This window comes from uncultured Umboniibacter sp. (assembly GCF_947497555.1).
In the GTDB taxonomy this organism is placed as follows: domain Bacteria; phylum Pseudomonadota; class Gammaproteobacteria; order Pseudomonadales; family DSM-25080; genus Umboniibacter.
Window position 1 is genome coordinate 51,057 of the sequence record NZ_CANMGY010000006.1, and the last position, 24,274, is coordinate 75,330.

The 24,274-nt window shown below is 47.7% G+C and carries 25 protein-coding genes; 14 read left to right on the plus strand and 11 right to left on the minus strand.

The annotated features are described in order from the left end of the window. Positions 1-19 precede the first annotated feature (19 nt). Together Q0698_RS08330 and Q0698_RS08335 are read left to right on the plus strand one after the other, a co-directional pair. Positions 20-502, plus strand: a complete 483-nt coding sequence (locus Q0698_RS08330; protein WP_298635644.1) for a hypothetical protein — start codon at positions 20-22, stop codon at positions 500-502. 7 nt (positions 503-509) lie between these two features. Then, positions 510-956: a MarR family transcriptional regulator gene (locus Q0698_RS08335; protein WP_298635645.1), complete on the plus strand. Its 447-nt coding sequence runs from the start codon at positions 510-512 to the stop codon at positions 954-956. On the opposite strand, the gene Q0698_RS08340 is transcribed toward Q0698_RS08335, so the two are convergent. Beyond that, on the minus strand, positions 953-1,549 hold the full coding sequence (locus Q0698_RS08340) for a hypothetical protein (RefSeq protein ID WP_298635647.1): 597 nt from the start codon (positions 1,547-1,549) through the stop codon (positions 953-955). The two genes, Q0698_RS08335 and Q0698_RS08340, sit on opposite strands and share 4 nt — an antisense overlap. Before the next feature lie 511 nt (positions 1,550-2,060). Continuing rightward, the gene (locus Q0698_RS08345) at positions 2,061-3,230 is read right to left on the minus strand and encodes a GGDEF domain-containing protein (RefSeq protein ID WP_298635650.1); all 1,170 of its coding nucleotides are present in this window, start codon (positions 3,228-3,230) and stop codon (positions 2,061-2,063) included. Positions 3,231-3,476: 246 nt separating this feature from the next. Here Q0698_RS08345 and Q0698_RS08350 point away from each other — a divergent pair, with 246 nt between their 5' ends. The 4 genes from Q0698_RS08350 (at position 3,477) to Q0698_RS08365 (ending at position 8,009) form a co-directional block, all read left to right on the plus strand. Beyond that, on the plus strand, positions 3,477-3,830 hold the full coding sequence (locus Q0698_RS08350) for a DUF5362 family protein (protein WP_298635653.1): 354 nt from the start codon (positions 3,477-3,479) through the stop codon (positions 3,828-3,830). A 24-nt stretch (positions 3,831-3,854) separates the two neighbouring features. Next, positions 3,855-4,934: a DNA polymerase IV gene (gene dinB, locus Q0698_RS08355; RefSeq protein WP_298635655.1), complete on the plus strand. Its 1,080-nt coding sequence runs from the start codon at positions 3,855-3,857 to the stop codon at positions 4,932-4,934. A 311-nt stretch (positions 4,935-5,245) separates the two neighbouring features. Beyond that, the gene (locus Q0698_RS08360) at positions 5,246-6,808 is read left to right on the plus strand and encodes a phospholipase D family protein (RefSeq protein WP_298635658.1); all 1,563 of its coding nucleotides are present in this window, start codon (positions 5,246-5,248) and stop codon (positions 6,806-6,808) included. Positions 6,809-6,854: 46 nt separating this feature from the next. Further along, the gene (locus Q0698_RS08365; protein WP_298635660.1) at positions 6,855-8,009 is read left to right on the plus strand and encodes a CDP-glycerol glycerophosphotransferase family protein; all 1,155 of its coding nucleotides are present in this window, start codon (positions 6,855-6,857) and stop codon (positions 8,007-8,009) included. A gap of 156 nt (positions 8,010-8,165) precedes the next feature. Here Q0698_RS08365 and lpoB read toward each other — a convergent pair whose 3' ends face one another. The 3 genes from lpoB to Q0698_RS08380 form a co-directional block, all read right to left on the minus strand. Then, positions 8,166-8,768, minus strand: coding sequence for a penicillin-binding protein activator LpoB (gene lpoB / locus Q0698_RS08370; RefSeq protein ID WP_298635661.1), 603 nt, complete (start codon positions 8,766-8,768; stop codon positions 8,166-8,168). A 13-nt stretch (positions 8,769-8,781) separates the two neighbouring features. Continuing rightward, positions 8,782-10,164, minus strand: a complete 1,383-nt coding sequence (locus tag Q0698_RS08375) for a hypothetical protein (RefSeq protein ID WP_298635664.1) — start codon at positions 10,162-10,164, stop codon at positions 8,782-8,784. Positions 10,165-10,340: 176 nt separating this feature from the next. Then, positions 10,341-11,249: a pseudouridine synthase gene (locus Q0698_RS08380; RefSeq protein ID WP_298635667.1), complete on the minus strand. Its 909-nt coding sequence runs from the start codon at positions 11,247-11,249 to the stop codon at positions 10,341-10,343. A gap of 70 nt (positions 11,250-11,319) precedes the next feature. Here Q0698_RS08380 and Q0698_RS08385 point away from each other — a divergent pair, with 70 nt between their 5' ends. Together Q0698_RS08385 and Q0698_RS08390 are read left to right on the plus strand one after the other, a co-directional pair. After that, positions 11,320-11,913, plus strand: a complete 594-nt coding sequence (locus tag Q0698_RS08385) for a LemA family protein (protein ID WP_298635669.1) — start codon at positions 11,320-11,322, stop codon at positions 11,911-11,913. A gap of 8 nt (positions 11,914-11,921) precedes the next feature. Beyond that, on the plus strand, positions 11,922-13,739 hold the full coding sequence (locus Q0698_RS08390; RefSeq protein WP_298635672.1) for a M48 family metalloprotease: 1,818 nt from the start codon (positions 11,922-11,924) through the stop codon (positions 13,737-13,739). Between the two features lie 101 nt (positions 13,740-13,840). On the opposite strand, the gene Q0698_RS08395 is transcribed toward Q0698_RS08390, so the two are convergent. Genes Q0698_RS08395 through Q0698_RS08405 form a run of 3 tightly spaced genes read right to left on the minus strand, consistent with a single transcriptional unit; the run spans position 13,841 to position 16,427 of the window. Next, positions 13,841-14,893, minus strand: a complete 1,053-nt coding sequence (locus tag Q0698_RS08395) for a glycosyltransferase (protein ID WP_298635674.1) — start codon at positions 14,891-14,893, stop codon at positions 13,841-13,843. Further along, complete coding sequence (locus tag Q0698_RS08400) at positions 14,890-15,678, minus strand: glycosyltransferase family 25 protein (protein WP_298635675.1); 789 nt, start codon at positions 15,676-15,678, stop codon at positions 14,890-14,892. The genes Q0698_RS08395 and Q0698_RS08400 overlap by 4 nt, the downstream gene beginning before the upstream one ends. 2 nt (positions 15,679-15,680) lie before the next feature. Beyond that, on the minus strand, positions 15,681-16,427 hold the full coding sequence (locus Q0698_RS08405; protein WP_298635677.1) for a hypothetical protein: 747 nt from the start codon (positions 16,425-16,427) through the stop codon (positions 15,681-15,683). A 157-nt stretch (positions 16,428-16,584) separates the two neighbouring features. Here Q0698_RS08405 and Q0698_RS08410 point away from each other — a divergent pair, with 157 nt between their 5' ends. After that, positions 16,585-17,196, plus strand: coding sequence for a Yip1 family protein (locus Q0698_RS08410; protein ID WP_298635679.1), 612 nt, complete (start codon positions 16,585-16,587; stop codon positions 17,194-17,196). A gap of 64 nt (positions 17,197-17,260) precedes the next feature. Here Q0698_RS08410 and Q0698_RS08415 read toward each other — a convergent pair whose 3' ends face one another. After that, positions 17,261-18,421 carry an iron-containing alcohol dehydrogenase gene (locus Q0698_RS08415; protein ID WP_298635682.1) on the minus strand — a complete coding sequence of 387 codons (1,161 nt, stop codon included), beginning with the start codon at positions 18,419-18,421 and terminating at the stop codon, positions 17,261-17,263. A 172-nt stretch (positions 18,422-18,593) separates the two neighbouring features. Between Q0698_RS08415 and Q0698_RS08420 the strand changes: the two genes are divergently transcribed. Beyond that, positions 18,594-19,685, plus strand: coding sequence for a tRNA nucleotidyltransferase (locus Q0698_RS08420; RefSeq protein ID WP_298635684.1), 1,092 nt, complete (start codon positions 18,594-18,596; stop codon positions 19,683-19,685). 19 nt (positions 19,686-19,704) lie between these two features. Here Q0698_RS08420 and Q0698_RS08425 read toward each other — a convergent pair whose 3' ends face one another. Continuing rightward, a complete protein-coding gene (locus Q0698_RS08425) occupies positions 19,705-19,947 on the minus strand; it encodes a GrxA family glutaredoxin (protein WP_298635686.1) in 243 nt (80 codons plus the stop codon). Positions 19,948-20,315: 368 nt separating this feature from the next. On the opposite strand from Q0698_RS08425, the gene Q0698_RS08430 reads away from it, so the two are divergent. Continuing rightward, the gene (locus Q0698_RS08430; protein WP_298635688.1) at positions 20,316-21,497 is read left to right on the plus strand and encodes an acyl-CoA dehydrogenase; all 1,182 of its coding nucleotides are present in this window, start codon (positions 20,316-20,318) and stop codon (positions 21,495-21,497) included. 121 nt (positions 21,498-21,618) lie between these two features. On the opposite strand, the gene tcdA is transcribed toward Q0698_RS08430, so the two are convergent. Then, entirely contained in the window at positions 21,619-22,407 is a 789-nt protein-coding gene (gene tcdA / locus Q0698_RS08435; RefSeq protein ID WP_298635689.1) for a tRNA cyclic N6-threonylcarbamoyladenosine(37) synthase TcdA, read from the minus strand. 76 nt (positions 22,408-22,483) lie between these two features. Here tcdA and rlmJ point away from each other — a divergent pair, with 76 nt between their 5' ends. The 3 genes from rlmJ to Q0698_RS08450 all read left to right on the plus strand — a co-directional run bounded on the left by rlmJ (position 22,484) and on the right by Q0698_RS08450 (position 24,269). Continuing rightward, the gene (gene rlmJ, locus Q0698_RS08440) at positions 22,484-23,323 is read left to right on the plus strand and encodes a 23S rRNA (adenine(2030)-N(6))-methyltransferase RlmJ (RefSeq protein ID WP_298635691.1); all 840 of its coding nucleotides are present in this window, start codon (positions 22,484-22,486) and stop codon (positions 23,321-23,323) included. Next, positions 23,324-23,761, plus strand: coding sequence for a D-aminoacyl-tRNA deacylase (gene dtd / locus Q0698_RS08445; protein ID WP_298635694.1), 438 nt, complete (start codon positions 23,324-23,326; stop codon positions 23,759-23,761). Positions 23,762-23,972: 211 nt separating this feature from the next. Then, entirely contained in the window at positions 23,973-24,269 is a 297-nt protein-coding gene (locus tag Q0698_RS08450) for a TfoX/Sxy family DNA transformation protein (RefSeq protein WP_298635696.1), read from the plus strand. Positions 24,270-24,274 lie beyond the last annotated feature (5 nt).

A 24,274-nucleotide genomic window follows, 5' to 3' on the forward strand; every position in this document is an offset into this window, starting at 1 on the left:
TTACTTCGAGGTTTTTAAGATGCCATTAAGCGCCATGGGAATTTTCCACACACTAGTTGGTTTAATCGCTATATTCACCGCTATCCAACAAATTTGGACGCATAAACAAATTCTTGCTGAAACCCTCTCGGGAAAGATCTATCTCATTGCGACGGCGCTTACCGCACTATCGGCACTTACTATCTTTAAGCACGGTGGTTTCAACACCGCTCACGCGCTCGCTATTCTGACCTTAGCGGCAACCTTTGCGGGCGTGGTACTTGAGGCTACCAAGTGGTTTGGCGGCTGGAACAAGTACCTTCGTAATATTTGCTACACAGGCACCCTATTATTCCACGCTCTTCCTACTGCAACTGAAATCTTAACGCGCTTCCCAATGGATGCTCCGGTAGTTTCTAGCTTGCAAGATCCTCTACTCCAGAAGGTGTTCCTGATTATCCTAGTCGTCTGGTTAATAGGTCTTATTAGTCAGCTAGTGTGGCTAAAGCTCAAGGCGAAGTAAGTTCTCAATGGCGACCATCGATAGCAAACAAATTCCCGAGCAACTCAGGCTTGATAACCAAGTTTGCTTCCCTCTATATAGCGCCGCAAACGAGGTAGTTAGGGCCTACCGCCCTCACCTCGCCGAGTATGATCTAAGTTACCTTCAGTACCTTGTTCTCATGGTGTTATGGGAGGCGAATGAGCTAGAGGTAAAAGCGCTGGGCGCGAAACTAAACCTCGATTCTGGAACCTTGAGCCCGCTATTGAAGCGCATGGAGGCGAAGGGCTTAGTACTGCGGAAGCGAGGGCGTATCGATGAACGCGTAAGACTAATTTCTACTACTCAAAAAGGTGAAGAAATTCGTCATGCCGCCACTGACATACCGCAACGCGTGGCATGTCAGTTAGGCTTGGATATAGATGAATTAACCGTATTAAAGCGTTTATGCGAAAAAGTTTTGTCTGTTGGTTAGAACTTCAACGACACCATCATTCCCGCGCCAAATTGGTTCCAAAGGTTATCCGAACCGAAACCTACTGAACAACTATCATCACAGAAAATGTACTCGTCATCGTTCATGAAGAGCGGTAACCAGCGCGCTTCGATTCCCACCTCCAGATTCTTTGTCAGGGCGTAACGTGTACCAATCGCAATTTGACCTGAGAAGCGAACTTGGCCACCGTTTGCCGAACTGCCATACGAGAAGTAGCTCCCACCAAACCCAGCGCTTACGCGGTGCGTCCAGTTGCCCTGAGGGTAAAGAGTTGTTCCTATAAGATGAATATGTTGGACGCTCAATTCTGGATCATCTCCAAGCGGATTATCGAGCATTTGCGTGTTCAAATGGCTATAGTACAAGCCAATCAACTGGTCTCGTTGATAATCAAAATTTACCGTCACAGCAAAATCATCTAAGGCTTCAACTGACACGCTGCTTGGTTCAACACTAACCCGTTCAATACGAAAAGAATCACTCACCACATACCCATAATGCAGACTAATTTCGTTGGCCCATCCAGAGCTTGCTAGGGAACTCAGTGCGACAGCCGCTAATAATTGCTTCATTATCATATATCCATCAGCGCGCTCTTCGCGCAGTTAAAATTCTCTATAATTGGTAGTTAAGTTCGTACCAACGCACAAATTTCTATGCATATCGAAGCTCCGAAACAACTACCCATATCTATTTATACTTCGAAGTTTCGTCATCGATAAAACAAGGATAAACAGGCAGAGCATAAATTAAACGCTTGGGACGCACTTAATCTACATTGAACTCACGTTGAACTCACGTTGAACTCACGTTGAGATTGAAATTAAGATCGTTCAAAAACTGACAATCATTACAATCTCGATGGGTTGATTTCGCTAATTCATTATTCAATCCAACACATAAACTCGCTGGCTATTTTTATGGTATCCCATCAAGGCATCAATCGAAAGACGAATTTAAGCGCAACTAGCCGCTCCCAGCAATCCGTTAGATAGGTTAAAAAGGTATCGAGAAAAGGAAATAAAAGCGCGAAAATCTATCCTTGGAGAGCGACCTAAACAAAACCGTCCAAACGGAGCGGATCTACGCGCCCTTTGCTCCCCAAACAAAGTTGCAATGGCGGCCTGACTTTTTAGCTTCATAGAGCGCCTGATCAGCGCGAGAAACGGCCTCATCAAGCTCCAGATCAGCCGCTAAGGCATCAGCGATTCCGCAGCTAAATTGGAGAAACTCGGTGGTAACATTTCGATCGAGTTGATCTCGAACGCGGTCAACACAGCGCTTAACCTCTGCAACGGTCGCACTGGGGAATATTATGACAAACTCATCACCGCCTAAACGTCCCAGTACATCAATGCTTCGAATTGCTGATTTTAATTCCTCAGCAAATGAATACAGTACTCGGTCACCGATACGATGGCCGAAATCATCATTAAGGCGTTTGAAGTTATCGATATCAATGTACGCAACGGTACAGGGAAGTTTCTGCCGTCGGCACATTGATATAGCAAATTCACCCTGCTCCGAAAAAGCACGGCGAGTTAAGGCCCCGGTCAAAGAATCTGTTGCAGCTTGGTTTCGAAGCCTTTCGACTACCCGGTGATTGATCCGGACAATCAGTGCAATCGCGATAGCTAAGGTACAGTTGGTGGCGCCTACTAACAATAAAACGTCGATCGAAGTAGTCGGGTCTCGATGCAGATCGCTAAAACCCCAGATCACTTGAAGCCATGAGAACATTAATAATAAAGCCAGTGCGCCAGCCATAAATTTGTCTGCGGTAGCGAGACGCCTCGTATCAACGATAAGCCTCAAGCAAAGCAGAGCGGATACACCAATCCAAAAATTCACAATGATTGTTGGCCAACCCTCGGGCTGAGACGTGAAGAATCCGTAGCTCACAGTGGCAAAGATGGCCGAGAACAATAGCTTTTCTCGTGGGATGTCATCCTTAGGGCGCTCTACATGGACTCGCAGACCTAAGTAAAATAAAGCGGCAGCGCTAGGCATTAACAGTGCGCGTAAATAATCGATTAACTTGATGATGTTTAAGGAAAATATGGACGAAGATGCGGGCAGTGTATAGCACAGTGTTGCTAGCAAGGCCGCTAACGCTAAGACAACATAGGACATCGTGCACAGAACGGTTCCTCGCGAATCCTTACTTCCATCTCGCGCAAGCCAAATTCCCGTCGCACTTACGCACATCGAAAGAAAAAGAAATATGTACAGCACAATCACAGCAGTGTTCACTGTTTCTCCCAATCTCTATAGCTACCGCTAAATGAAGTTAAGGTAAACCTAATAATTCTTTCATACCAGTATAGCCAAAAGTGTTACAGCACCCTAATTAATTGACAGACCAGCTATTTTAAGACTTCACCTTGGTGCTCTAGCGCTCGGAAAAGCCGTCATGCTAGCTTGTGGAAGTATTCTTAGAATCGATTTCGTTATAAACTAGATATCGCAAACAATAAGAACCTTTAAAGGAATAAAAAAATGGACTTACAAGCACTTAGTAGCCCTCTTTACAGCGCACGTGGCTGGCTCAAATTTATTGGCGTCATGTTTATTATCAACGGAGTATTAACGGCACTATCCGTGGTTGGGATAATTTTCGCATGGGTTCCTATCTGGTTAGGGATTTTGTTATTTCAAATAGCTGGAGCTTCTGAACAGGCGTATTTAACCCAAAGCGAAGGCGAGTTTTTAAAATCACAAACCAAATTAAAGACTTATTTCACCATCACTGGTGTACTGATGTTGATCGGTCTTGTATTTATGTTCCTCTTCCTAGGCTTAGGCGGCATTGCTGCTATCAGTCAGTTAGCTTCGGGTTCTAAAGGCTTCTAAGTAAGCGCCATTGCCACTGTATCTATGTCGACGTCGTTGCTTCGCAAAATTATTCATGTCGACATGGACGCATTTTTTGCGGCGGTGGAAATGCGTGACAACCCCAAGCTTGCCCAGGTCCCGCTGGCTGTAGGGGGGGCTTCGGAGCGTCGAGGTGTCATTTCAACCTGCAATTATCAGGCCAGGCAGTTTGGAGTTCGCTCGGCAATGCCTACCGCCACAGCCCTCCGAAGGTGCCCAAAACTCGTTGTGGTACCTGGAAGGATGGAACGCTATCGCGAAGTTAGTTCGCAGCTTCGTGAAATTCTCTCACGGTATTCCGATGTCATCGAGCCACTCTCGCTAGATGAAGCTTTTCTCGATGTCAGCGACACAACGCAATTTCAAGGCTCTGCGACCCTCATTGCCCAAGCCATCCGCCAAGATATCAAAACTGAGCTCGGTCTTACCGCCTCCGCAGGCGTCGCACCGCTAAAGTTTCTCGCTAAAATAGCTTCGGATATACATAAACCTGACGGCTTAACTGTTATTCAGCCTAGCGAAGTAGAATCATTTATTGAGGAACTGGAACTCAATAAGATCGCCGGTGTGGGACCCGTGACTTGGGAGCGCTTACAGGCGCTGGGATTTCGTCGTGGCTGCGACATTAGGGCGTCTGATGAGGCGTCGCTAACGTCTGCACTAGGTAAGTTCGGTAAAGTGCTTTGGCAGCGCTGCCAGGGCATCGATGAACGAGCTATTTCTCCCTATCGAGAACGAAAATCAGTGGGTGTTGAACGAACCTTTAGCGTTAATCTGAACTCGCTAGAACAAGTCATTAAGGCTTATGAAGATGTCATTCTTCCTGAATTCACTCGCCGGAGTAAAAGCTACTTTGAGAGTAATCAAGTAAATCGAATTGGCATCAAGATTAAGTTCTCTGACTTCAGCCAAACCACCAAGGACCAAGCAATGAGAAGTCTCAATCACGAGGTGCTTCTAAAACTCCTTTCAGCGGCTTATCAACGCGGCAGTGGTCTCGGCGTCCGGCTGATTGGCGTTCACTGTGGACTTGATCGGTTACAACCAACCGGTGTCGCCGAGCAACTCCCACTTTTCGACTAGCTTTGTTTTTTGAACGTTGAATCTTTCACGCTAGCTTCAACTTAACTATCCGATCCCCCGCCTGAGTTCGGTGAGCGATACTTGTCGAGTCGTCCTATGAATCACTCTTACACCTGGGTCTGTCGCTAATTTACTGACGTAATTGCTAATAACGCTGCCTGAAAGTGCGTCGCACACTCGGACTTGGCGTTAGTATCGAGAATCTTAATAGGATTCGGTCAATTGGCAGCGGAAGTAACCGCCCTACACGGATACATTTGATGTGCTAGGATTATTTGAAACCTCTTAACTATTTAGGTTCGAAGGCAACTATGCAGGCCAGCCCCTCAATAAAGTTAGCGCTTTACAGTGTGTTCATTGCCTTTTCGCTTAGCTTAAGCAGCTGCCGAAGCCTACCTCCTGCCGATGAAATAACTCGCACCGAAACCTTTGCGATGGGTGCCGATCAAATTACGTATCTCTCAGAGCATGTAAATCCTGCGATTGCAGCACGTCCAAACCACTCAGGCTTCCTTATGCTGGAAGATGGTCTGGACGCATACGTGGCAAGAATCAAGCTGATCGAAAAAGCTGAAGTCTCAGTGGATGCTCAATACTATATTTGGCACAACGACTCCACCGGGCTTCTCCTCGCTAATGCGTTACTGGAGGCAGCTGAGCGAGGGGTTCGGGTTCGTCTATTACTCGATGACCTAGACACATCGGGTAAGGATGCCGGTCTAAGTGCTTTAAACCAACACCGCAATATTGATGTTCGGGTATACAATCCGTTCGCCAACCGTTCCTTCCGATTATTCGAAAGTGTTAATCAACTTAACCGTGTTAACCATCGAATGCATAACAAATCTCTGACTGTTGACGGTCAGGTTACTATTATTGGCGGCCGAAATATCGGCGATGAATATTTCAATGCTGGAGGACTTGCAGCCTTTGCTGATCTGGATGTTTTAAGTATCGGTCCGGTGGTGAGTAAAGTGAGTACCATGTTCGATAGTTACTGGAATAGTCCTTGGGTCTACCCATTTGAGTATATCGCCAGCCAAGTCGATGACGAAGATCTAGCCATTCTAAGAACCAACATTATGGCTAGAGTTCAGCGGGAACGAAGCGGTGATTTTACCCGGGCTGCATCGGAATCTAGATTACCGCTTAGCAACTTTTACGTGGAAAATTCGTTATATTGGGGGCGAGCCGAAGTGCTCTATGACGCTCCTAATAAGGGCGAGTTAGACTCATCAGCCGATACGGCAACGCACGTTGGTGCCAATCTATTTAACCTTCTACGCATTGCTGATCATGATGTGTTAATTATCTCCGCTTACTTCGTCCCAACCGATCAGTTTGTCAAAGCCATGTCTCGATTGGTCAACAACGGCGTTCGAGTACGAATTCTCACCAATTCGCTTGCCGCCAACGATGTCGGCATCGTGCATGCTGGCTATATTAATTACCGTGAGGCGTTGATCGAGGCAGGTGTTGAACTCTTCGAATTTAAACCTACGGCGCCAGCGGGTAACGCTCACAACCACTCTCTTGGTATAAGCAGAGCCAGTTTGCATGCTAAAACATTCACTGTCGATAAACGCTATATGTTCGTTGGGAGCTTCAATATGGACCCCCGATCAGTTGATCTAAATACGGAAATGGGAGTTCTCTTCGAAAGTACGCTGCTCGCAAAACGCGTATCGTCGCAGTTTGATACATCTATCTTAGATAGAGCATATCGTGTTGAACTTGATGAATCTGGCAACTTGACCTGGATCACCAAGGAAAATGGTGAGCAAGTGACATTTGATCATGAACCAGAGGTAGGGTTATTTCGCAGGTTTAGTGTTAAAATCCTTTCTTATATTGTCATTGAGTCTTGGCTGTAGAGCACTAGCCAACTTATCTACCTCGTTTTTAAACCAAGGAGTCACGGTGTCATTCCTGTTTGCGATCTTGCAGTTGTTCGTGCCGCGTAGTAAAAATCTTTGGCTCTACGCCGAAGGTCAGCAGCGCTCTTGCAGTCACTTTCTTGTTCAAGCAAAAGACATCGATTCACGGCGGCATATTTACGTTAGCGATAACGGTATTCAGATGGAAAATCTATCTGCCGCAGGGATAGAAACCTGTGCGGCAAACTCGTTGAGAGCTAAGTGGCTTTCAATTCGCGCCGGAGTATGGATTATCTGTACCTCGCGGCCCGATGAACTAAATCACGCGTTATCGTTAGGTGTGAAAATTTTCAATATCTGGCACGGCGTTCCAATTAAAGCCATCGGATTAGAGAGCTATAACCCTGATGCTTGGACAAAAAGTGAATTTAGTCGACGTCGGAATCTTCGCCGCCAGGCCAAAAAATACCAAAAAGTCTCATTTCTCTGCGCTACCTCCACAATGATTCAAGAGTTATACAGCAACAGCTTTGGCAAACCCGTCGCGGAAGTCCCAATTGTCGGTGAACCGAGAAATGATTACCTCCTTAAACATAAGGGGGATCGAAGCAACCTTATTAAACGGTATGGTCAGGCATTCAAGACCGCCAATAAGGTATTTGTCTACATGCCGACATTCCGTGATTACGGGAAATGGGAGACCAAACTTGATTTGGCAGCGCTGAATCGCTTTCTAGCCAGTTATAATTCACTGCTTTTGATTAGAGCCCACCCTAGTGATCAAACCCTGAAAGGTTTTGGCTCTGACTTTAGCCATATTGTAACGTCAACACCGCAACCGGGAAGTTGGGACGATGCATACGAAGAACTCGTCGGTGCCGATGTGCTCATCACAGATTATTCCAGCCTTCTATTTGAATACTTGCTTACTGATCAGCCCATTTTGCTATACCACCCTGACCGCGAGCAGTATGAGAAGAACCGTCACTTTGGATTAGATTTCGATCAAATCAAGCCAAGCGAGAGCATCACTGAATTCAACGACTTACTGAACGCTATGTTACGTTGTATCTCCGGTAACTTTGACACTAAGCAATTGGCCAAAGCAAAAGCGCTAATCCACACAGTGAATGATGCCTCATCCAGCCAGCGGGTTCACAACGCGATATGTCAGCAGTTAAAAGTCTATAATTCCTAATGAGTTCTACTCTTACGGGCTAGCCCTAAGTCAGCGAATTGGCTACAAAAAAAGCCCCAATTTAATGAGGCTTCTGGTTAAACGACTAGCGTTGTGTAGGCGCCAGGCTAGATCGGCCAAAGTTAGCGATAATCTAGCCTGTCTTCATACCTCTAGCTACCAGCTTGCGCCACGTTGTCCGGTCACTTTAGCAATGACTCGCTCACCTTCCCAATACGCCAGGCCGGTCTTAAGATCGGTAAGTGTCAGTTGGAAATAGTATTCAACGCGCGTGTCATTATTATCCAGGTTATTGTTACGCTGAAGAATCTTGCCGCTCATAGAAAAGTCCGGAGCAACGACAGTACCGTTTTCTTGAACGGTAGTTTGATCCACCATTTCATCGTTCTGTAGTTCTCGCATTTCACGGGTAGCGTTATCAGAGCCGTCAAAGGCGGTGGTCACGAAAAAACGACCCGAATTTAATAACTGAACACGCATTCCCTTAGTTAGCTGATCGGTATCAATACGCTGCATAGTGTCGTTAGTTATTGAAGACATATGGAGTACATAGCGCTTCCCCTGTGCCGATTCTGGGTGCACCATTAATGGTGAAGCGATAATTTCTGCCGTCAACTCATTGGCCGCTGCCTGAAAATCCGCATAGTTTAATCCTGGAGTTTGATTACTATTTGGGTCAGTTGGGTCAATAGATTGCGTTGGTGTCTGGCATGCAGCTAGACCAACGAATAACGTCAAAATGATAGCAATTCTTAACATAGCAAAAAGCTCCTTAAGGGATGTTTATTACATCGATCACTGGCTCCGTGCCAGGAGCGACCTGTTGTACATAGATAACATGTGCCTTTGCATTGATATCTAATCGAACTTTATTTACCCCATTCGCCAAGCTTAAATAGAGATCCCTATCACGACGGGTAGTTCGAATGACATCAAATCTTTGCGGTAGTGCCGAAAATGTTCGTGTGTCGGCGCTAGTTGAAGCAACCTGCGCTACCATCGCAAACGCGGTAGCCCAACCATTGTTATCCTTTTTTGCGACTTCGTGCGAGGCCATTGTCTTAAGCGTAGCACGGATAATTTCACGTGTTAGAATCGCCGGATACTCCGCCTTAAACTCTGCACCGATAATACGATCCATATCTGCTACCTGCTGCGCCTGATCGGCTCCAACACTCGCTGGCTGAGCAGGGTTCGGACGCGGCTCAAGGGTCGGGAGTGCAATGGTAAAGTAATTCTGGAAACTGCCATCAAAGTAGATAGGAATGCCAAAACGAAACTCCTGTTTCGTCACCGACAAGCCACTTTCGATAAACACCCAAACATCACCATTTGGACTAAAACTGTTATCTCCGCTCGCCAAAGCTCTTGCCATATTAAAGTCACGCTGCGCGGACTCACTGCCAGTCAATGAATAGACACGGCGAAATGAATCTGCAGCTAATTCATAATCGTTTGCTGAGGCGGCGTAAAGTAAACGAAATAATCCGGATGAATAGGTGGTAAAAGGATTCACGTAACCATCGTAGGCCTGCCAGGTAGGCTCGAAAAGTTGCGACTGTTCGCGCTGCAATTCTTTCAAACTTGCATCGTAAGCCTGATCAATTGATTCAGGATCGTCAGATTGCGCGACCAAGTTCTGCTGTGACTCAATTTGGGCTGCGAAGTAACGCACCGCCAGACGCTGACGCTCTTCAGCACGATTGAACTCAACCCTTGCATTAGCTATGTCGTCTAATTGCCAAAAACTCCACGCCTTGTAGGTATTGGCCATCACTCCATCAGCGTAATTTCCTTCGTAATCCAAACTCGCATCGTTTAGCAGTAAACCGCCAACTGATTCCCCTGCCCTGGCCACAGCAGATTCATTTACTTCGAAGCTCATTCTCTTTTCGGCCTCGTCAAATGCCGCAATCGCTGCCGGAAGATCACCAGCTCGGCGCTGTGCGGCGCCAAGTTGTAACGCCCAAAGTAAATTCGTCGCTCGCTGCTCACTATTGAATTCAGCATATTCCTGAGCCAACGCAACCGACTCTGCAGCGTCACCCTTGCGCCAAGCCTCATCAAACGAAGACTGCTTCGACTGTTGGACTACCCCAACACACGCCGTAACCGACAACATTGATAGTATTAACCAGCGTTTATTTCGCAACACACTAATTCTCCGTTTACCGAAAATGATAGGTTTATCCCATAATGTTAGTTCAGCTTACCACTCTCCATCCGGCAAAAAAGCCTGGATAGCCCCTATGACTCCAAAAAGCAGTAGGTGATCGCTGCGAAGGCTGTCTCGACCAACTAATCCAGTTTAGACTGATCGACCATGCTTCACTAAGAATTAATCGGCCCCAAATCGCAGCTAATCTCTTGACCATCAATTGGGTCTATAAATTCGAGTGACCGAGCTTTTAGCTTGAGCGGGAGATCTAGACAGTCTGGTTTTTTCTCCATCAGTGTTGGGTAAAAGGGGTCATTGAGTATCGAATTACCCATCGCCGCCATGTGAACTCGAAGCTGGTGCGTCTTTCCCGTTACCGGCTCCAATTCGAAGCGATATAAGCCTTCAAAAGCCTCGAGAAAGCGTATTCTACTGTAGGAATTAGGCGCCCCTTCAGCCTCTCGCCAACAGAAGCTTGGACTCCCTCTTACCAACTTGGAGCGATGATGGACAACCTCCCCTACTGTATTCGCCGGCGCCTGCAGGGAAAGCGCTTCGTAACGCTTCCGAATTCGACCCTCGCGGAATAGGCGATGATATCGGTCTCTATTAGCTGCGTGCTTACACAGCAGAACTAAGCCTTCGGTTAGTCGATCTAATTGATGAACTGCCGTTACTTCAGAAGAATAACCACGGGCGACTAGTCGCCCCACCACAGTTTCTTCGATAAACTGACCGCCGGGGTTAACGGGCAAAAATGGTGGTTTATTCACAACGATACAGTGCTCTGATTCGAACACAATGGTAAGATCTAAGTGTATCTTGGGCTCTTGCTGAACTTCGCGATAATAGAGTAATTCTAGTTGAGGCTGAAATATTTGGTCTGCAGTGATGGGCTGCCTCGCTGAATTTAACACTCGGCCACGGGCAATACGATCAAGCCACTCTAGGCGACTGACGTTCGGAAATCGTTGCGCTAAAAAGTCCACAATTAGGCCTGTACCTTCGTGAGGTAGGAATACCCGACTGGGTTGTATGTGTTCAGAAAATTCCTTAGCACGACTCTTTGAGCTGGATTTCAACTTGACATATTCCTCACATTAGATTAAAAAAGCATATATAAGTTAAATAAAATTAACAAGGAGCTGCAATATGGAAATTTCAACCATCATCGGCCTAATTATTTTAGCCGCCATAGTGTTCTACGTAGTGGGTATTTTCAACCAGCTCGTAAAACTAAAGAATCGTTTATTAAACGCCTTTGCGCAAATTGAGGTTCAACTCAAGCGTCGCTACGATTTGATCCCTAATCTTGTAGAATCAACCAAAGCCTATCTTTCGCATGAGTCAGAAACACTTGAAGCAGTAATCACCGCAAGAAACAGTGCCGCCTCTGCACTCAAGGCCATGGCTTCAAATCCATCGGGCATGCAGATGGGGCAGCTAGCGTCCGCTGAAGGTGGCTTAATGGCAGCAATGGATAAGCTATCGGTAACGATTGAGGCCTACCCTGAACTCAAGGCAGATCAAACGGTAGCACGATTGACTGAAGAACTAAGCTCAACGGAAAACCGAATCGCCTTTGCTCGCCAAGCCTATAACGACGATGTAAACAGCTACAATACCTACAAACAGTCGTTTCCCAACAACTTCGTAGCCGGTTTCTTCGGTCATGTGCAAAATGCCGTCTGGTTAGAATTTGAAGATAGCGCGCAGATTCAGGTTGCTCCGAAAGTCAGCTTCTAAGTCTAACTATGCAGTTTTTTGACGAGCAGGACCGCAGCCGCAAGCAATCAAGATTGCTACTCTGCCTATTCGCGCTAGCAGTGCTAGCATTAGTTAGCGCTACGCACTTAGCCTTCTACGGTTTAGCAAGCTTCCTCGATGACGAGAGTATCTCAACGCCATCTCTCGCAATCTACTGGTGGGCTGATGGCGCTATTTTGCTCACCATTGCCGGCGCTTCGCTCTACCGCTGGTTAGCGCTTCGTCGCGGTGGAATGATCGTTGCTCAGGAACTGGGTGGTCAGCTCGTCGATATTAGCGAAGGTCACCGCTACGTGCAGGCTGTCAACATTGTTGAGGAAATGGCCGTGGCAGCCACCACGCCTGCCCCTAGTCTGTTTATTCTCAAAAACGAGCAGGGTATTAATGCTTTTGCGGCGGGTAGCACGCCAAGCAACGCCGTCATCGCTTTGACCCAGGGAGCCATTGACACCCTAGATAGAGACGAACTCCAGGCCGTTGTCGCGCACGAGTTTGGTCATATTGTGAATCGAGACATCCGTATTAATTTCCAGATGATGTCACTACTTTTCGGGATAGAATTCATTGCCCTCGTGGGCCTTCATGCTATGTCAGTAGTCGGCGGTTCGAGATCAAGAAGACGCTCCGCCAATCAGGGTAAAGGCACTTTGATCATTGCCGTTATCGGGGGCGTGCTCTTTCTATTCGGCAGTATTGGCGCTTATTTTGCCAAGCTGATAAAACTTGCGGTTAATCGACAGCGTGAGTACCTCGCGGATGCGACCGCCATCGAATTTACTCGCTATCCGGAAGCGCTCGCTACCGCACTAACAAAGATTTCTCAGCATCGTACCGGTGGGCGCGTCCTCCACCAGAATACGAGTGGTATGGCACACATTTTTTTCTATCGCCCACTGGGTTCGTGGAGCGGCAGGGGCACTCATCCTCCTTTGGCAGATAGGGTAGCTAGATTGGGCTTTCAACTTGATGCGTTGCAGGATTCACTCGCGGCCAAGCTGGTTACCCCCGCTGCTCACACAACCCAGTCCGACGGTAAGATAGCTAGCTCGTCGCTATTGGGGGAAGCGCATCAGCGCCTTGCAGCACTCTCTCCAGCCCTGTTAACTGCCGCCCATAGTCCGTCTCTCGCAGCACTGCTCATTCCAGCCATTGTGATGCAAAGAGCCGCTGTAACTCATGGCGGCATGGTAACTCAGCCCGAGGCACTAACTAAAGGCCTAGATCAGAGCGCCTTAAGCTGTCTCAACGAGCTGACAAATAGCCTGCAAAGTACCGGTCCAGCATCGCTCTTAGCATTGACCGAGATTACCTTACCCACGCTTAAACAGTTACCGGCCGCACAGCAGCAAAAATTACGCAGTCAACTCCACCTTCTTATGGAGCAGGCTCAACAACCTCAGGCTTTCCAATGGTGTTTGGCCGTATTGGTGGAGCACTACTTACAGCAGGAGCCACCTCACCGCCCATCGATACGCTCGATGAAACGCTTAAAGGGGCCGTTAAGCTTAGTGATTTGGAGCTTCTTTACGCTAGGAGAGACATCTATTCAATTAGAGAATGAAATTGCCTCACTGTGCACTGAAACCCTTGGTTTTGACATCGCTAAACGTGAAGCCACACCCGTTGAGTTCAGCCATTTTCTCCACGCTATTGAACGTATCAATTGTGCCACCCCACTGATCAAGCGCAACCTTCTTAACTTGCTTGAACGGCTCTCACAGGCCGACGATATCTCCACCCAGGCAGAAATTGATATGCTGAAGTCATTAAGCATTGTTTGGGATTGCCCGCTTAAAGCTCGATAATTAGTCAATCTGCTGTCGGGCTTCCTATGTTGCCTCGCGGGCAACTCATGGATGGCTCAAGAACAAGACTAGAGACTTCGAAGTTCAGATAGGCAATTTGTTTATCTGATGAGGTTCAGGTGAGCGCTGACAATTTGCTCAGAGGTCACAAATTCAATGGCTGGAACCAAAAAATCATCGGGGGATGACACCATCGCTGCCAGCTTTGCTGCGAGCGCAGCTTCATCGCCCAACGGAACGCGTTGATGATCGGCTAGTAAGCCCTTAGGAGCCAGACCGGAATCCTGCGCAACGAATGCGGTATTAAGTAACGCACTTTCCAATATAACTAACCCTTGAGACTCGTTTTCAGCGCACAACACGAAACCCAAAGCATGGCGAATGAATGGATATGGGTTCGAAATAAAACCTGTCAGAATAATATCCGTTCCCCGACCAGTAGTTTTAATCTGCTGGCGAATAGCAGCCTCTTCCTTTCCAGACCCTACAATGACCAATTTTTCGCTGATGCCACTTTTCACATAAGCTGCTATCAGGTGGTCAAGATGTTTGCTCTGTTCGAAGCGACCAACCGTCACAAGGTAACGCTCTACTCCTGGATTAAAAGCCTGAGACTTAAGCTCAACATCCTCGGTAATGAGTGGCAGCGGCACCACTGCAGCCTGAAACTTTGAATCCGTAAAGCGGGTAAAATCTTCAATAATTGCCGCGCTATTAGCCACTACCGGCTTACTGCGGTAGACCTTGATTACTTCCTGAAGGTCCCAAGCCTGCAGCGTTGTCTTCACTTCATCACTCAATGCGGCGTGAAGCGTTAGATATACATTCGCTAATTTACTTCGCGATAAGACAAAGTCGACGGGAAATAAATTCGACAATATGAGGTCTGGCTGCCCGATAAACCGTTTAACCCAGCGATCGAATCGCTTCGCAACCCAAGTGCCTCGCATAAAGCGAGGGATAGAACGATAATTATCATAAGGGAAGTAGTGAACGGTAATCCCGGGCGGTATGTCATGCTCAATCTGATTTTTAAACACCACGATATCAACATGATGACCCGAATCCACCAGCAGTTTCGCCAAGCTAATTACATTGCGTTCGGCGCCACCACCGCGCAACGTAAGTATGGCTAGCAAAACATGTTTATTCATGGGTTAAAATCCTTGACGCGAAGACTTAATTGTCGGCGCGTAGCTAGTGTAGAGTAAATCAATTGACGTCGCGCCATTCGTAATTGCGAAAGGATCCGACGAACCTTAAAACGCCATTTGCCGACATTATCCTCAACCTCTCTACGGGTATTCAAGATTGTCGACTGCGTGACTACAGGGGATTGAATCCCATAGTACTCACAGCAATCCAGCTGAATACATAACGGCGGCTCTGCTTGGTAACTCGAGAGCTGGTGCGCTCTACATATTTGCGCATCGGCTAGCGCTGCACCTTTGATTCGATGTAGCTGCGCCAATTTTTTAGCGCCGGAAGGCCAGAGGATATATGCGGCCGCACCCGTTCGGTCCAAATACAACCTTCTCAATTCAGTATCCGCTACAGTGTAGATCACTTTATCGCCAATTAGCTTCTTTCGCCCTCTCACTTCAAGGGAAATGTGATCAATATCAACTAATTGTTCTACTTCGCTCAGGAATAAAGGTAGCTGAGCCGAAAGTAGCGCGTCATCTTCAAGAATAAGATGGGGCCTGTCATCCGAAGCTACCTGCTCCCAAAGCTGAAAGTGACTGAGATAACAGGCCACTTCGGTAGGACTCATCTTCCGCTCCCACTGCATTGATAGTGTCTCGGCAACTTCAGTGGGTACCTGATCGCTATGGACCGCGTCTTTGAAGTTCAATTCAAGACCTAGGCTAGCTGCCTGTTGCAGTTGGAACTGTCGGCGATCCGTAGCACTAGGTAGGTTAATAACGGTTATTTTCATTGCTACCACCACTGAGTCCGTGGCCGCGTATGAGCATCTCGAAAACGTTTGAAAACACTATCGTGCTCGCTGAGGCGTTGAAAAACACGGTGGTAGATGGTTAAACATGCCGGCTGCGGGATCGTCTTCTTGCACACGCGTTGTATACGCCAGTGAAAGTTTCTCAAGGTGTCGTCGGTACCTACGGCAAATGCCGACGTCCCATCCCACAGTGCTACGCGTTTAGCGCCCATATCAAGGTTCTCGGCGGTAGGTAATGGCTCATCGATGGCTCTTAACCATCGCTCTGTCTCAGCCAACTTAACGGCGTTAACCAGCCCTGCTGTAGCAAGTGCATAAGCCTGTTCAACGGGATCCTCACTAAAATCAGCAAAGGTATCTGCTGCGGAGACTAGCCACCGAGTATTGAGATTCATGACGAGGTAATCAGCCTCCTCCAACCAGAGTCGAAAGAAGTGCTTGAGATTAACGGGCAAGTCGACTTCTCGGCGAATGAGGACAATTAGCTGGGCGTGACGATAACACAGTTCGCTTTGGCCAATGAATTCTCGTTTAAGATTGTCTAAGTGAGCTAATAAGTCTTTATCGGCACCATGCGTATAACTGGGAGATGCTCCTTCAATGATTCGGTCCTTCAGCGCGGCGATATCGGTTTCATTGAAGTGCTTAGCTAGTTTTTCGCCGCCACGCTTACGCTGATGACGGCTCATCGAAAACCACTTTAAAAAGGCCGATTTTTCGCGCTTCACAGTATCTATCCCAAATTAGCTTATTATTGAAAGTCTAACCCAGACACCTAAATAATGAAATCCAAGCTCACAGGACGCAGCTCGACGAACAATTGTCTACCTCTACAACATTCCGTATAGTTGTTGCTTCAATCACCTGAAGTAAAGGAATTATTCAATGAGTGACACCTTCAATCCGTGGCTTTCCCTCTGGACTCAGCCTCGCGCTACCATTCGTAAATTGGTCGATACTGACCCGAGCTACATGGTAATTATTCTAGCCATTGCAATTGGCGCTATAGCTGGACTTCAGAGCGTTACCGAGCTAGTGGTTATGGGTGAAGTCACCGACAACCAAATGGCCATGAAAATTGGCGGCGCCATCGGCGGCGCGATCATCTTCGTCGCAGTGTTATACCTCACCGGTTGGTTATATTCCGTAGTGAGTAAATGGTTGGGCGGAAATGCTCCGGCTAGAAACCTGCGAACTGTTGCAGCTTGGGGAAACATTCCGTCGCTAGTATCGGGAATTATCATTCTGATTTGCTACACCTTTGTCACAAAATCCACCGATATGGATGCGATCACCCTACTGGTATCGCTGGTAACGGTGTTCTTTGGCATCTGGCAGCTAGTGATCCTCTGCATGATGATCGGCGAAGTGAATGAGTTCTCTGCTTGGAAAGGCCTAGGGGTAATTATTATTACCGTACTATTGATACTCGCTGTATCATTAATCGTTGGTTTGACCTTAGGAATCTTGGCTGGAATTCTTTCACTTCTCGGCTAGCTAGTTACACGGGGCCGTTGATGGTCGATGCTGCGTCTGCGCGGCATCGATACGACGTGTCAGTTTAAGACAGCGAACGATAAATATTCGTTAACTCTGCATTCGTTGCGAGACGAGGGTGATTAGCCAGAAACCCTGAATGCTGAGCCACCTGAGTTAAGCGCGAGGACAGAGACAGTACCTCTGTTCGATCCAAACTCTGTTCTGCCAAACTCGGTAACGACACCGCATCAACCAAACTACTAATCGCTTGAACGAAACGCATTGCGCTGCAATTACTGGCTTCTCCAGCAACGGCTATCCCTGTCGCTTCACACAGCCTAGCCATTCTCCCTGTGGCACTACTTAAGCTGAATTGTAAAACACCAGGTAGCAGCGTCCCAACACTCCAGCCAAAGCCCAAATTAAACTGCTTAACCAATGCCGTGCTCATACCCGTGAGCAGCGCGGGTGATGAGTTGGTAATAGCCAAGCCAGACCAATAACAGCTATTAAGGAACTGTAAGCACTCTTGGCTATTCAAGCTCACTGGATCCTGATGGGCATATCGTTTCAGCAAATCGTAAAGACATACAATCGCTTCCATGGCGTACAAATCACTGACGAGTGAGGAACGGCGGGAGAGAAAGGCTTCAATCGCTAACGCGAGTGCCGCCACGCCAGACTCCAGTAACTTCCTCCTACTCAAGTTAGCGAATAGCTTTGAATCGATAAGGACCGCAGTAGGCATCAACCCATGACCTTGAAACTCAAGCAAGCCTGCTTCGGTATTTAATACGCTAGGCTTAGCAATTTCGATCGCCGCTGACGGCGTTGAAGGAATGAGTAACAGGGGTACCCGGCTGCCGGACACTTCGTTCGGTTTGGCGATGTCGGCACACTCACCTCGATAGTACATAAGGTGCCTGGCTATCTTGGCGCGAACCAATATTTGAGACGACCCAAAGGCGATTAGCAGGTCTGCCCTTGCAGCGAGAAACGATTGCTTTACTGCTTCAAGTGACTGGTTGACACTTTCATTAGGATTCACCGTTAAGCTATCAGCGTAAACACCTGCCAGAGCGAGATGATCTGCCAACTGCTTATGATAGCCCATGGCGACCGCCGTCTTATCGGTCAGAATAAAACACCGTCGACTACCAATCGAGTCGATCAATTCTCGCGTTCTTAGGAGAGCTCCCTCACTACACTCAACAAAGCGTGGCGAAATGCTGGAGAAATTCATCAATTAATACCTCTACTGAGGTTGCTAAGATTAGCAGTAAACTCGGTGGTAGAATGTGACCGAGTTTTAGCTCGAATGTGAACAAAGTGATTTTTCTTCAGATTAAATCGGATTGTTAGCACGCAAGCAATGGCTTAGACTAAGCCACTAACTGAAACCTGAGTGATTCCCTATGCCTACCTATTTGGTTGGCGGCGCCGTCCGCGATCAACTACTAAACTACCCATTCCACGAACGGGACTGGGTGGTAACCGGCACTTCTCCAGAGCAGATGTTAGCGCAGGGATTTACGCCGGTAGGCAGAGATTTCCCCGTCTTTCTTCACCCCGAAACTAAGGAAGAATATGCCCTCGCCAGAACCGAGAAAAAGGACGGTGTGGGTTATCACGGTTTTATCTTTAACACTTCTCCCTCGGTAACCTTAGAAGAAGACCTTAGCCGCAGAGACCTTAGCATTAATGCGATGGCCGAAGATCATGATGGGCAGCTCATTGACCCGTATGGCGGCGTAGACGACATTGATAAGCGTATCTTAAGGCATGTCTCCGATGCCTTTATCGAGGATCCTCTGCGGGTACTTCGCGTTGCGAGATTCGCCGCTAGATACCACCACTTAGGTTTCACCATCGCCGCTGAAACCGAGTCACTGCTCGCAAAGATTTCCGCCTCGGGTGAGCTGCAGACGCTTAGCAAAGAGCGTATTTGGGGAGAGACAGAGAAGGCACTGGGTGAGCGAAATCCAACCGTGTTTTTTGAAGTCTTACATCGTGTTGGCGCCCTAGTACCCTGCTTCGGGTCAGCCGCTGAACGAATAAATTGGCAATCATTGAAAGCCAAAGCCGCGCAACTAAAAACACCCGAATATCGATGGGCCTTTATGCTGCTAGGCGCTGATAAACAGCAAATTAGTACCGCACACGAATCCCTGGGTGCCAGCCACCGGTTTAGAGACTTTGCTGTGGATGTGATTACCATGAACGAGGTGTTTGCCACGGAGAAGCTACTTCCAGAGCAAATTATGACAGCCGCGCAACACTTCCGAGCACTAAAGGACAGTACTAAGCTAGAGCGCTGGTTAGACTATCAAGTTGTGTTACAGCCGCAGTGGAATGAAAAAGCGGAGCGATTGAGGGATTGCCTCATTGAGGCAAAAAAGGTGAACAGTCAAGCATTGATAGCAGAGGGTTATACTGGGCCTGAACTAGGCGCCGCTATCAAAGCAACACAATTGCAGGTCATTACTGCAAGGTTAGAGCAGATCTAACCCTGCAATAGGACGAGACTTATAGCCCCTGGTCTTTCACGTAGGCATCAAGCTCAGTGAAACCGCCGATGTGGTTCTCACCATGAAACACCTGCGGAACGGTAAGTACTGGTTTACCAATTGTTTTTTCTAGATCAGCCTTAGTAATGCCTTCTTCATGAATATCGATATAGCGAAATGGGAAACCGCGCAATTCACACAATTCCTTCGCGCGTACGCAAAAACCACAGCCTTTACGGCCAAAAATAGTAAACGTTTCCATAGCTTCCTGACTCTCAATTAACAGTTGATTGGCATATTATCCACTCCTCACGGCCAATACGCCAATAAAGAGTTACCACTAGACCTATAGTTTATCGCTATTACCAATGTCCTTCATTGTGGCTAAGGACGACCCGTTTACACCGTTTTTTTTCGAATTAATTACTGAATTATGCAATTTAACCGAATCCTTCAACTTTGCCGTTGACTGATAACCCAGCAACGTTAGTATCAGGGGTATTAAAAAGGTTTACAGACTGAGAGTAGGCGCCGTTTCTTCAGATTTACTGATTAAGACGAATCGCCTCCGCGCAATAGCCGTTTAGGTATCTGTCACCCTACACAAGAACAATGACTTTAGGACACGTTATGAGTAGTAAACACATTTTACAGAATTGGGACGACATCCTACTTCTAGATCAACAGTTGAGCGAAGAAGAGATCCTAGTCCGTGACACGGCGCGTGACTACGCCCAAAATCATCTTCAGCCGCGTGTACTTGAAGCAAACCGTCATGAAACCTTCGATACCGCTATCATGCGTGAAATGGGTGAGCTAGGTTTGCTGGGTTCAACAATTCAAGGTTATGGCTGTGCCGGTGTGAACTACGTTGCCTATGGTTTGGTTGCTCGTGAAGTTGAGCGTGTAGATTCGGGCTATCGCTCGGCGCTCTCGGTTCAATCTTCGTTGGTTATGCACCCCATTAATGAGTGGGGTAGTGAAGCACAGAAGGAGAAGTACCTTCCTAAACTTGCTAGCGGCGAATGGATTGGTTGTTTCGGTCTTACCGAGCCCGACGTGGGTTCGGATCCAAACGGCATGAAAACTCGTGCCAAGAAGGTTGATGGCGGTTTCGAATTAACCGGCGCTAAAATGTGGATTACTAACTCGCCTGTTGCGGATGTATTCGTTGTTTGGGCGAAAGATGAAGCTGGCGACGTCCGTGGTTTTATTCTTGAAAAGGGTTGGAAAGGCCTCTCGGCTCCTAAAATCGAAGGCAAATTTAGCCTTCGCGCCTCGGTGACGGGCGAGATTGTCATGGACCGTGTATTTGTTCCCGCTGAAAACCAGCTTCCTAAAGCCAAAGGCTTATCCGGCCCGTTCTCCTGTTTGAACCGTGCACGCTATGGTATTAGCTGGGGCGCATTAGGTGCAGCAGAGTTCTGCTGGCATGCCGCTCGCCAGTACACGCTTGATCGCATTCAGTTCGGTCGTCCGCTAGCGCAAACGCAGTTGATTCAGAAAAAGCTGGCCGATATGCAAACGGAAATCAGCTTAGGTCTGCAGGGCTCTCTTCGCGTTGGTCGCTTGATTGATACGGGTGATTGGGATCCTACAATGATCTCCATGGTGAAGCGTAACTCCTGTGGTAAAGCCTTGGAGATTGCTCGTACTGCTCGTGATATGCACGGCGGTAACGGGATTTCTGATGAGTTCCATGTCATTCGCCACGCGATGAACCTTGAAGCGGTGAACACCTATGAGGGAACTCATGATGTGCACGCCTTAATCATGGGCCGAGCGCAAACAGGGCTTCAGGCCTTTTTCTAAACGCGTTTACAACGTGTCAGTTAAGACATAGTAAAACACCGCTAGTTTGGTTAGCGGTGTTTTTTTTCGCCTGGGGCAAGTTGGCTAACTTCACCCTACAAAGTTAAGCCCGAGGCCAACGCTATTTGGCCAAAGATGCTCGCGCAATGAGCTTCTCAATCGCTCGGCTTGCAGCGATAAAGCCAAAGGTTCCAGTTACCATGGTTGATGCGCCAAATCCCTCGCTGCAGTCCATCTTAGTAATCCCCTCCGGTAAATATTTTTTGCCGTTCACGGAGCCATCTGGCTTCGGATAGGCTATTTGCTCGGTGGAGTAAATACACTCTACACCAAAGCGTCGGCTTAGATTACGACTGAAATTAAAGCGGTTACGCAACGTTCCACGTACCTTGGCGGCCAGCGGGTCATTGACGGTTTTACTCAGGTCTCCCGAGGTAATGAGCCTAGGATCTGATTTTCCGCCCGCCGAGCCAACGGTAATAACTGGCAGTTTGTTGCGCTTACAATAGGCAATGAGACCAGCCTTGACCATCGCTGCATCAATCGCATCCAGCATCAGGTCAGCATTCAGATCAATGACGTCGGCCAAGTTATCGGGAGTAATAAAATCGTGAATCAACTCCACCTCACAATCGGGATTAATCAACGCAATTCGATCCGCCATTAAGTCAATTTTGCTTTCGCCAATGGTGTTCTCTAGCGCATGTAGCTGCCGATTGATATTGGTTTCACACACTTCATCTAGGTCAATCAACGTCAACTTACCAACGCCCGAACGAGCTAATGCCTCGGCGGCCCAAGTACCTACACCGCCAATTCCGGCCACAATGACGTGCTGTTTCGCTAGTAGCTCAGTCACACCCCTTCCATAGAGGCGATCGATTCCACCAAAGCGCTGCTTATCAGACAAACTTTTTCTCCGTTTCAACTATCCGCAAAAACTAAGCCTAGTGTTATACTCGGTATTCCGCTTACGAGAGTGTCCTATGTTAAGTTACCAACACAGTTTTCACGCTGGCAATTTCGCCGACGTCCATAAGCACACCATTTTATTGGATGTTTTTCGTTATCTCCAACGTAAAAATTCTGCCATTACCTTTTATGATACCCATGCAGGACGAGGTTGGTATGACCTCGACGGTGTTGACGCCAATAAAACCGGCGAGTATCTAGACGGAATTAACCGCCTTAACGCAGACCATGACCATCCCGAAGCCGTTGCAAAGTATTTAAATTTGGTGCGCGATATCACTGGGGGAGCGGGTGATTCCTACCCGGGCTCGCCGATGCTAGTTGCGGACCAACTCCGTGACCAAGACGAACTCCATCTCGCCGAAGCGCATCCTGGCGAATTCGAGCAACTTCGTGAACTGCTCAAGAATATTGACCCTATCCATATTCACGAGCGCGATGGGTTCGAAATGATTAAGGGATTGTTTCCTCCGCCAACTCCTCGAGGCATGATTCTTATTGACCCTTCCTATGAGCAAAAGGAAGAGTATCAGTGGGTAGCGAAATGCGTGAAAGGTGCCTATCGCAGATGGCAGAAAGCGGTTTGCGTTGTTTGGTATCCCCTACTTCCCGCCAATAATCACCTAAAGATGATTGATGAACTCAGTCAAGCTGGCCTACCACCTATGATTAGGAGCGAAATATCCGTTCGTGATCCCGAGGGAGAGAGAGGAATGTATGGCTCTGGTATGTTGATTATCAATCCTACCTATTCGCTAGTTCAAGAGGGCGAAGAATGGTTGAAGGCGCTTGCTGAATCGCTCTCCGATGAAGGTAAATCCAGTTTCAAAATAATTGGCGAAGAGCGATTATAAATGAAGGTTTTGATTCAGCGTGTTACTGAAGCCTCGGTTAAGGTTGACGGGGCGGTGGTTGGTGAGATCGGTACCGGATTGTTGGCGCTCGTTGGCGTGGAAGCCCACGACACCGAAGAGACAGTGCAGCGTGCAGCCGATCGGCTTAGTAAGTATCGCGTGTTCTCCGATGAGAACGGTAAAATGAATTTAAGCGTGAGTGATATTAACGGCGGTATACTGGTTGTCTCGCAGTTCACTTTGGCCGCCGATACCAAAAGAGGTTTGCGCCCCAGCTTTTCGTCGGCTGCCTCACCGGAACTTGCGGAGGCACTCTATTTGGCTTTGACGCAAGCTATTCAGAGCCGAGGGATTCAGGTAGCCACCGGTCAATTTGCCGCGGACATGAAAGTGTCGCTTCTGAATGACGGGCCCGTTACCTTCCAACTTGAATTTTAGCTGCGCAGCCATCCGTTAGCCATTGCCTAGTGCAATATAGTTCAAAGTTAACTACTGAAGAAAAATCTAAAAAAAACCCACTAATACGTCACAAATCAAAGCTAACTTCGAGGAAAACCCTGAACTGATCAGTCATTTTTCATTCAATTTCTTTGCGAAAGCTGGAATCTGTTGTTATATTCAGTTAAACGTAGCTTAGGCAATTAGTAAAATGACGGACCATCGCCTTATCGATTTGCCAAATATTGGCGCCTACAGTGCTCATGAATTAGAGCGCGTTGATATTGTGACTGCCCATGATTTGCGTCAGTTGGGCGCAGTACAGGCCTATCATCGAATTTGGTTTCATGCTGAGAGAAAACCCACCGAGAACTTACTCTGGGCTTTGGCGGGAGCGCTGGATGGTAGACATTGGAAATCCTACGACTACCACGAGAAACAAGCGTTACTCAATGCGCTGGAAGCTCACCGTAAAGCACAAACCCTTCACGATGAACTCCAAGCCTAACGAAC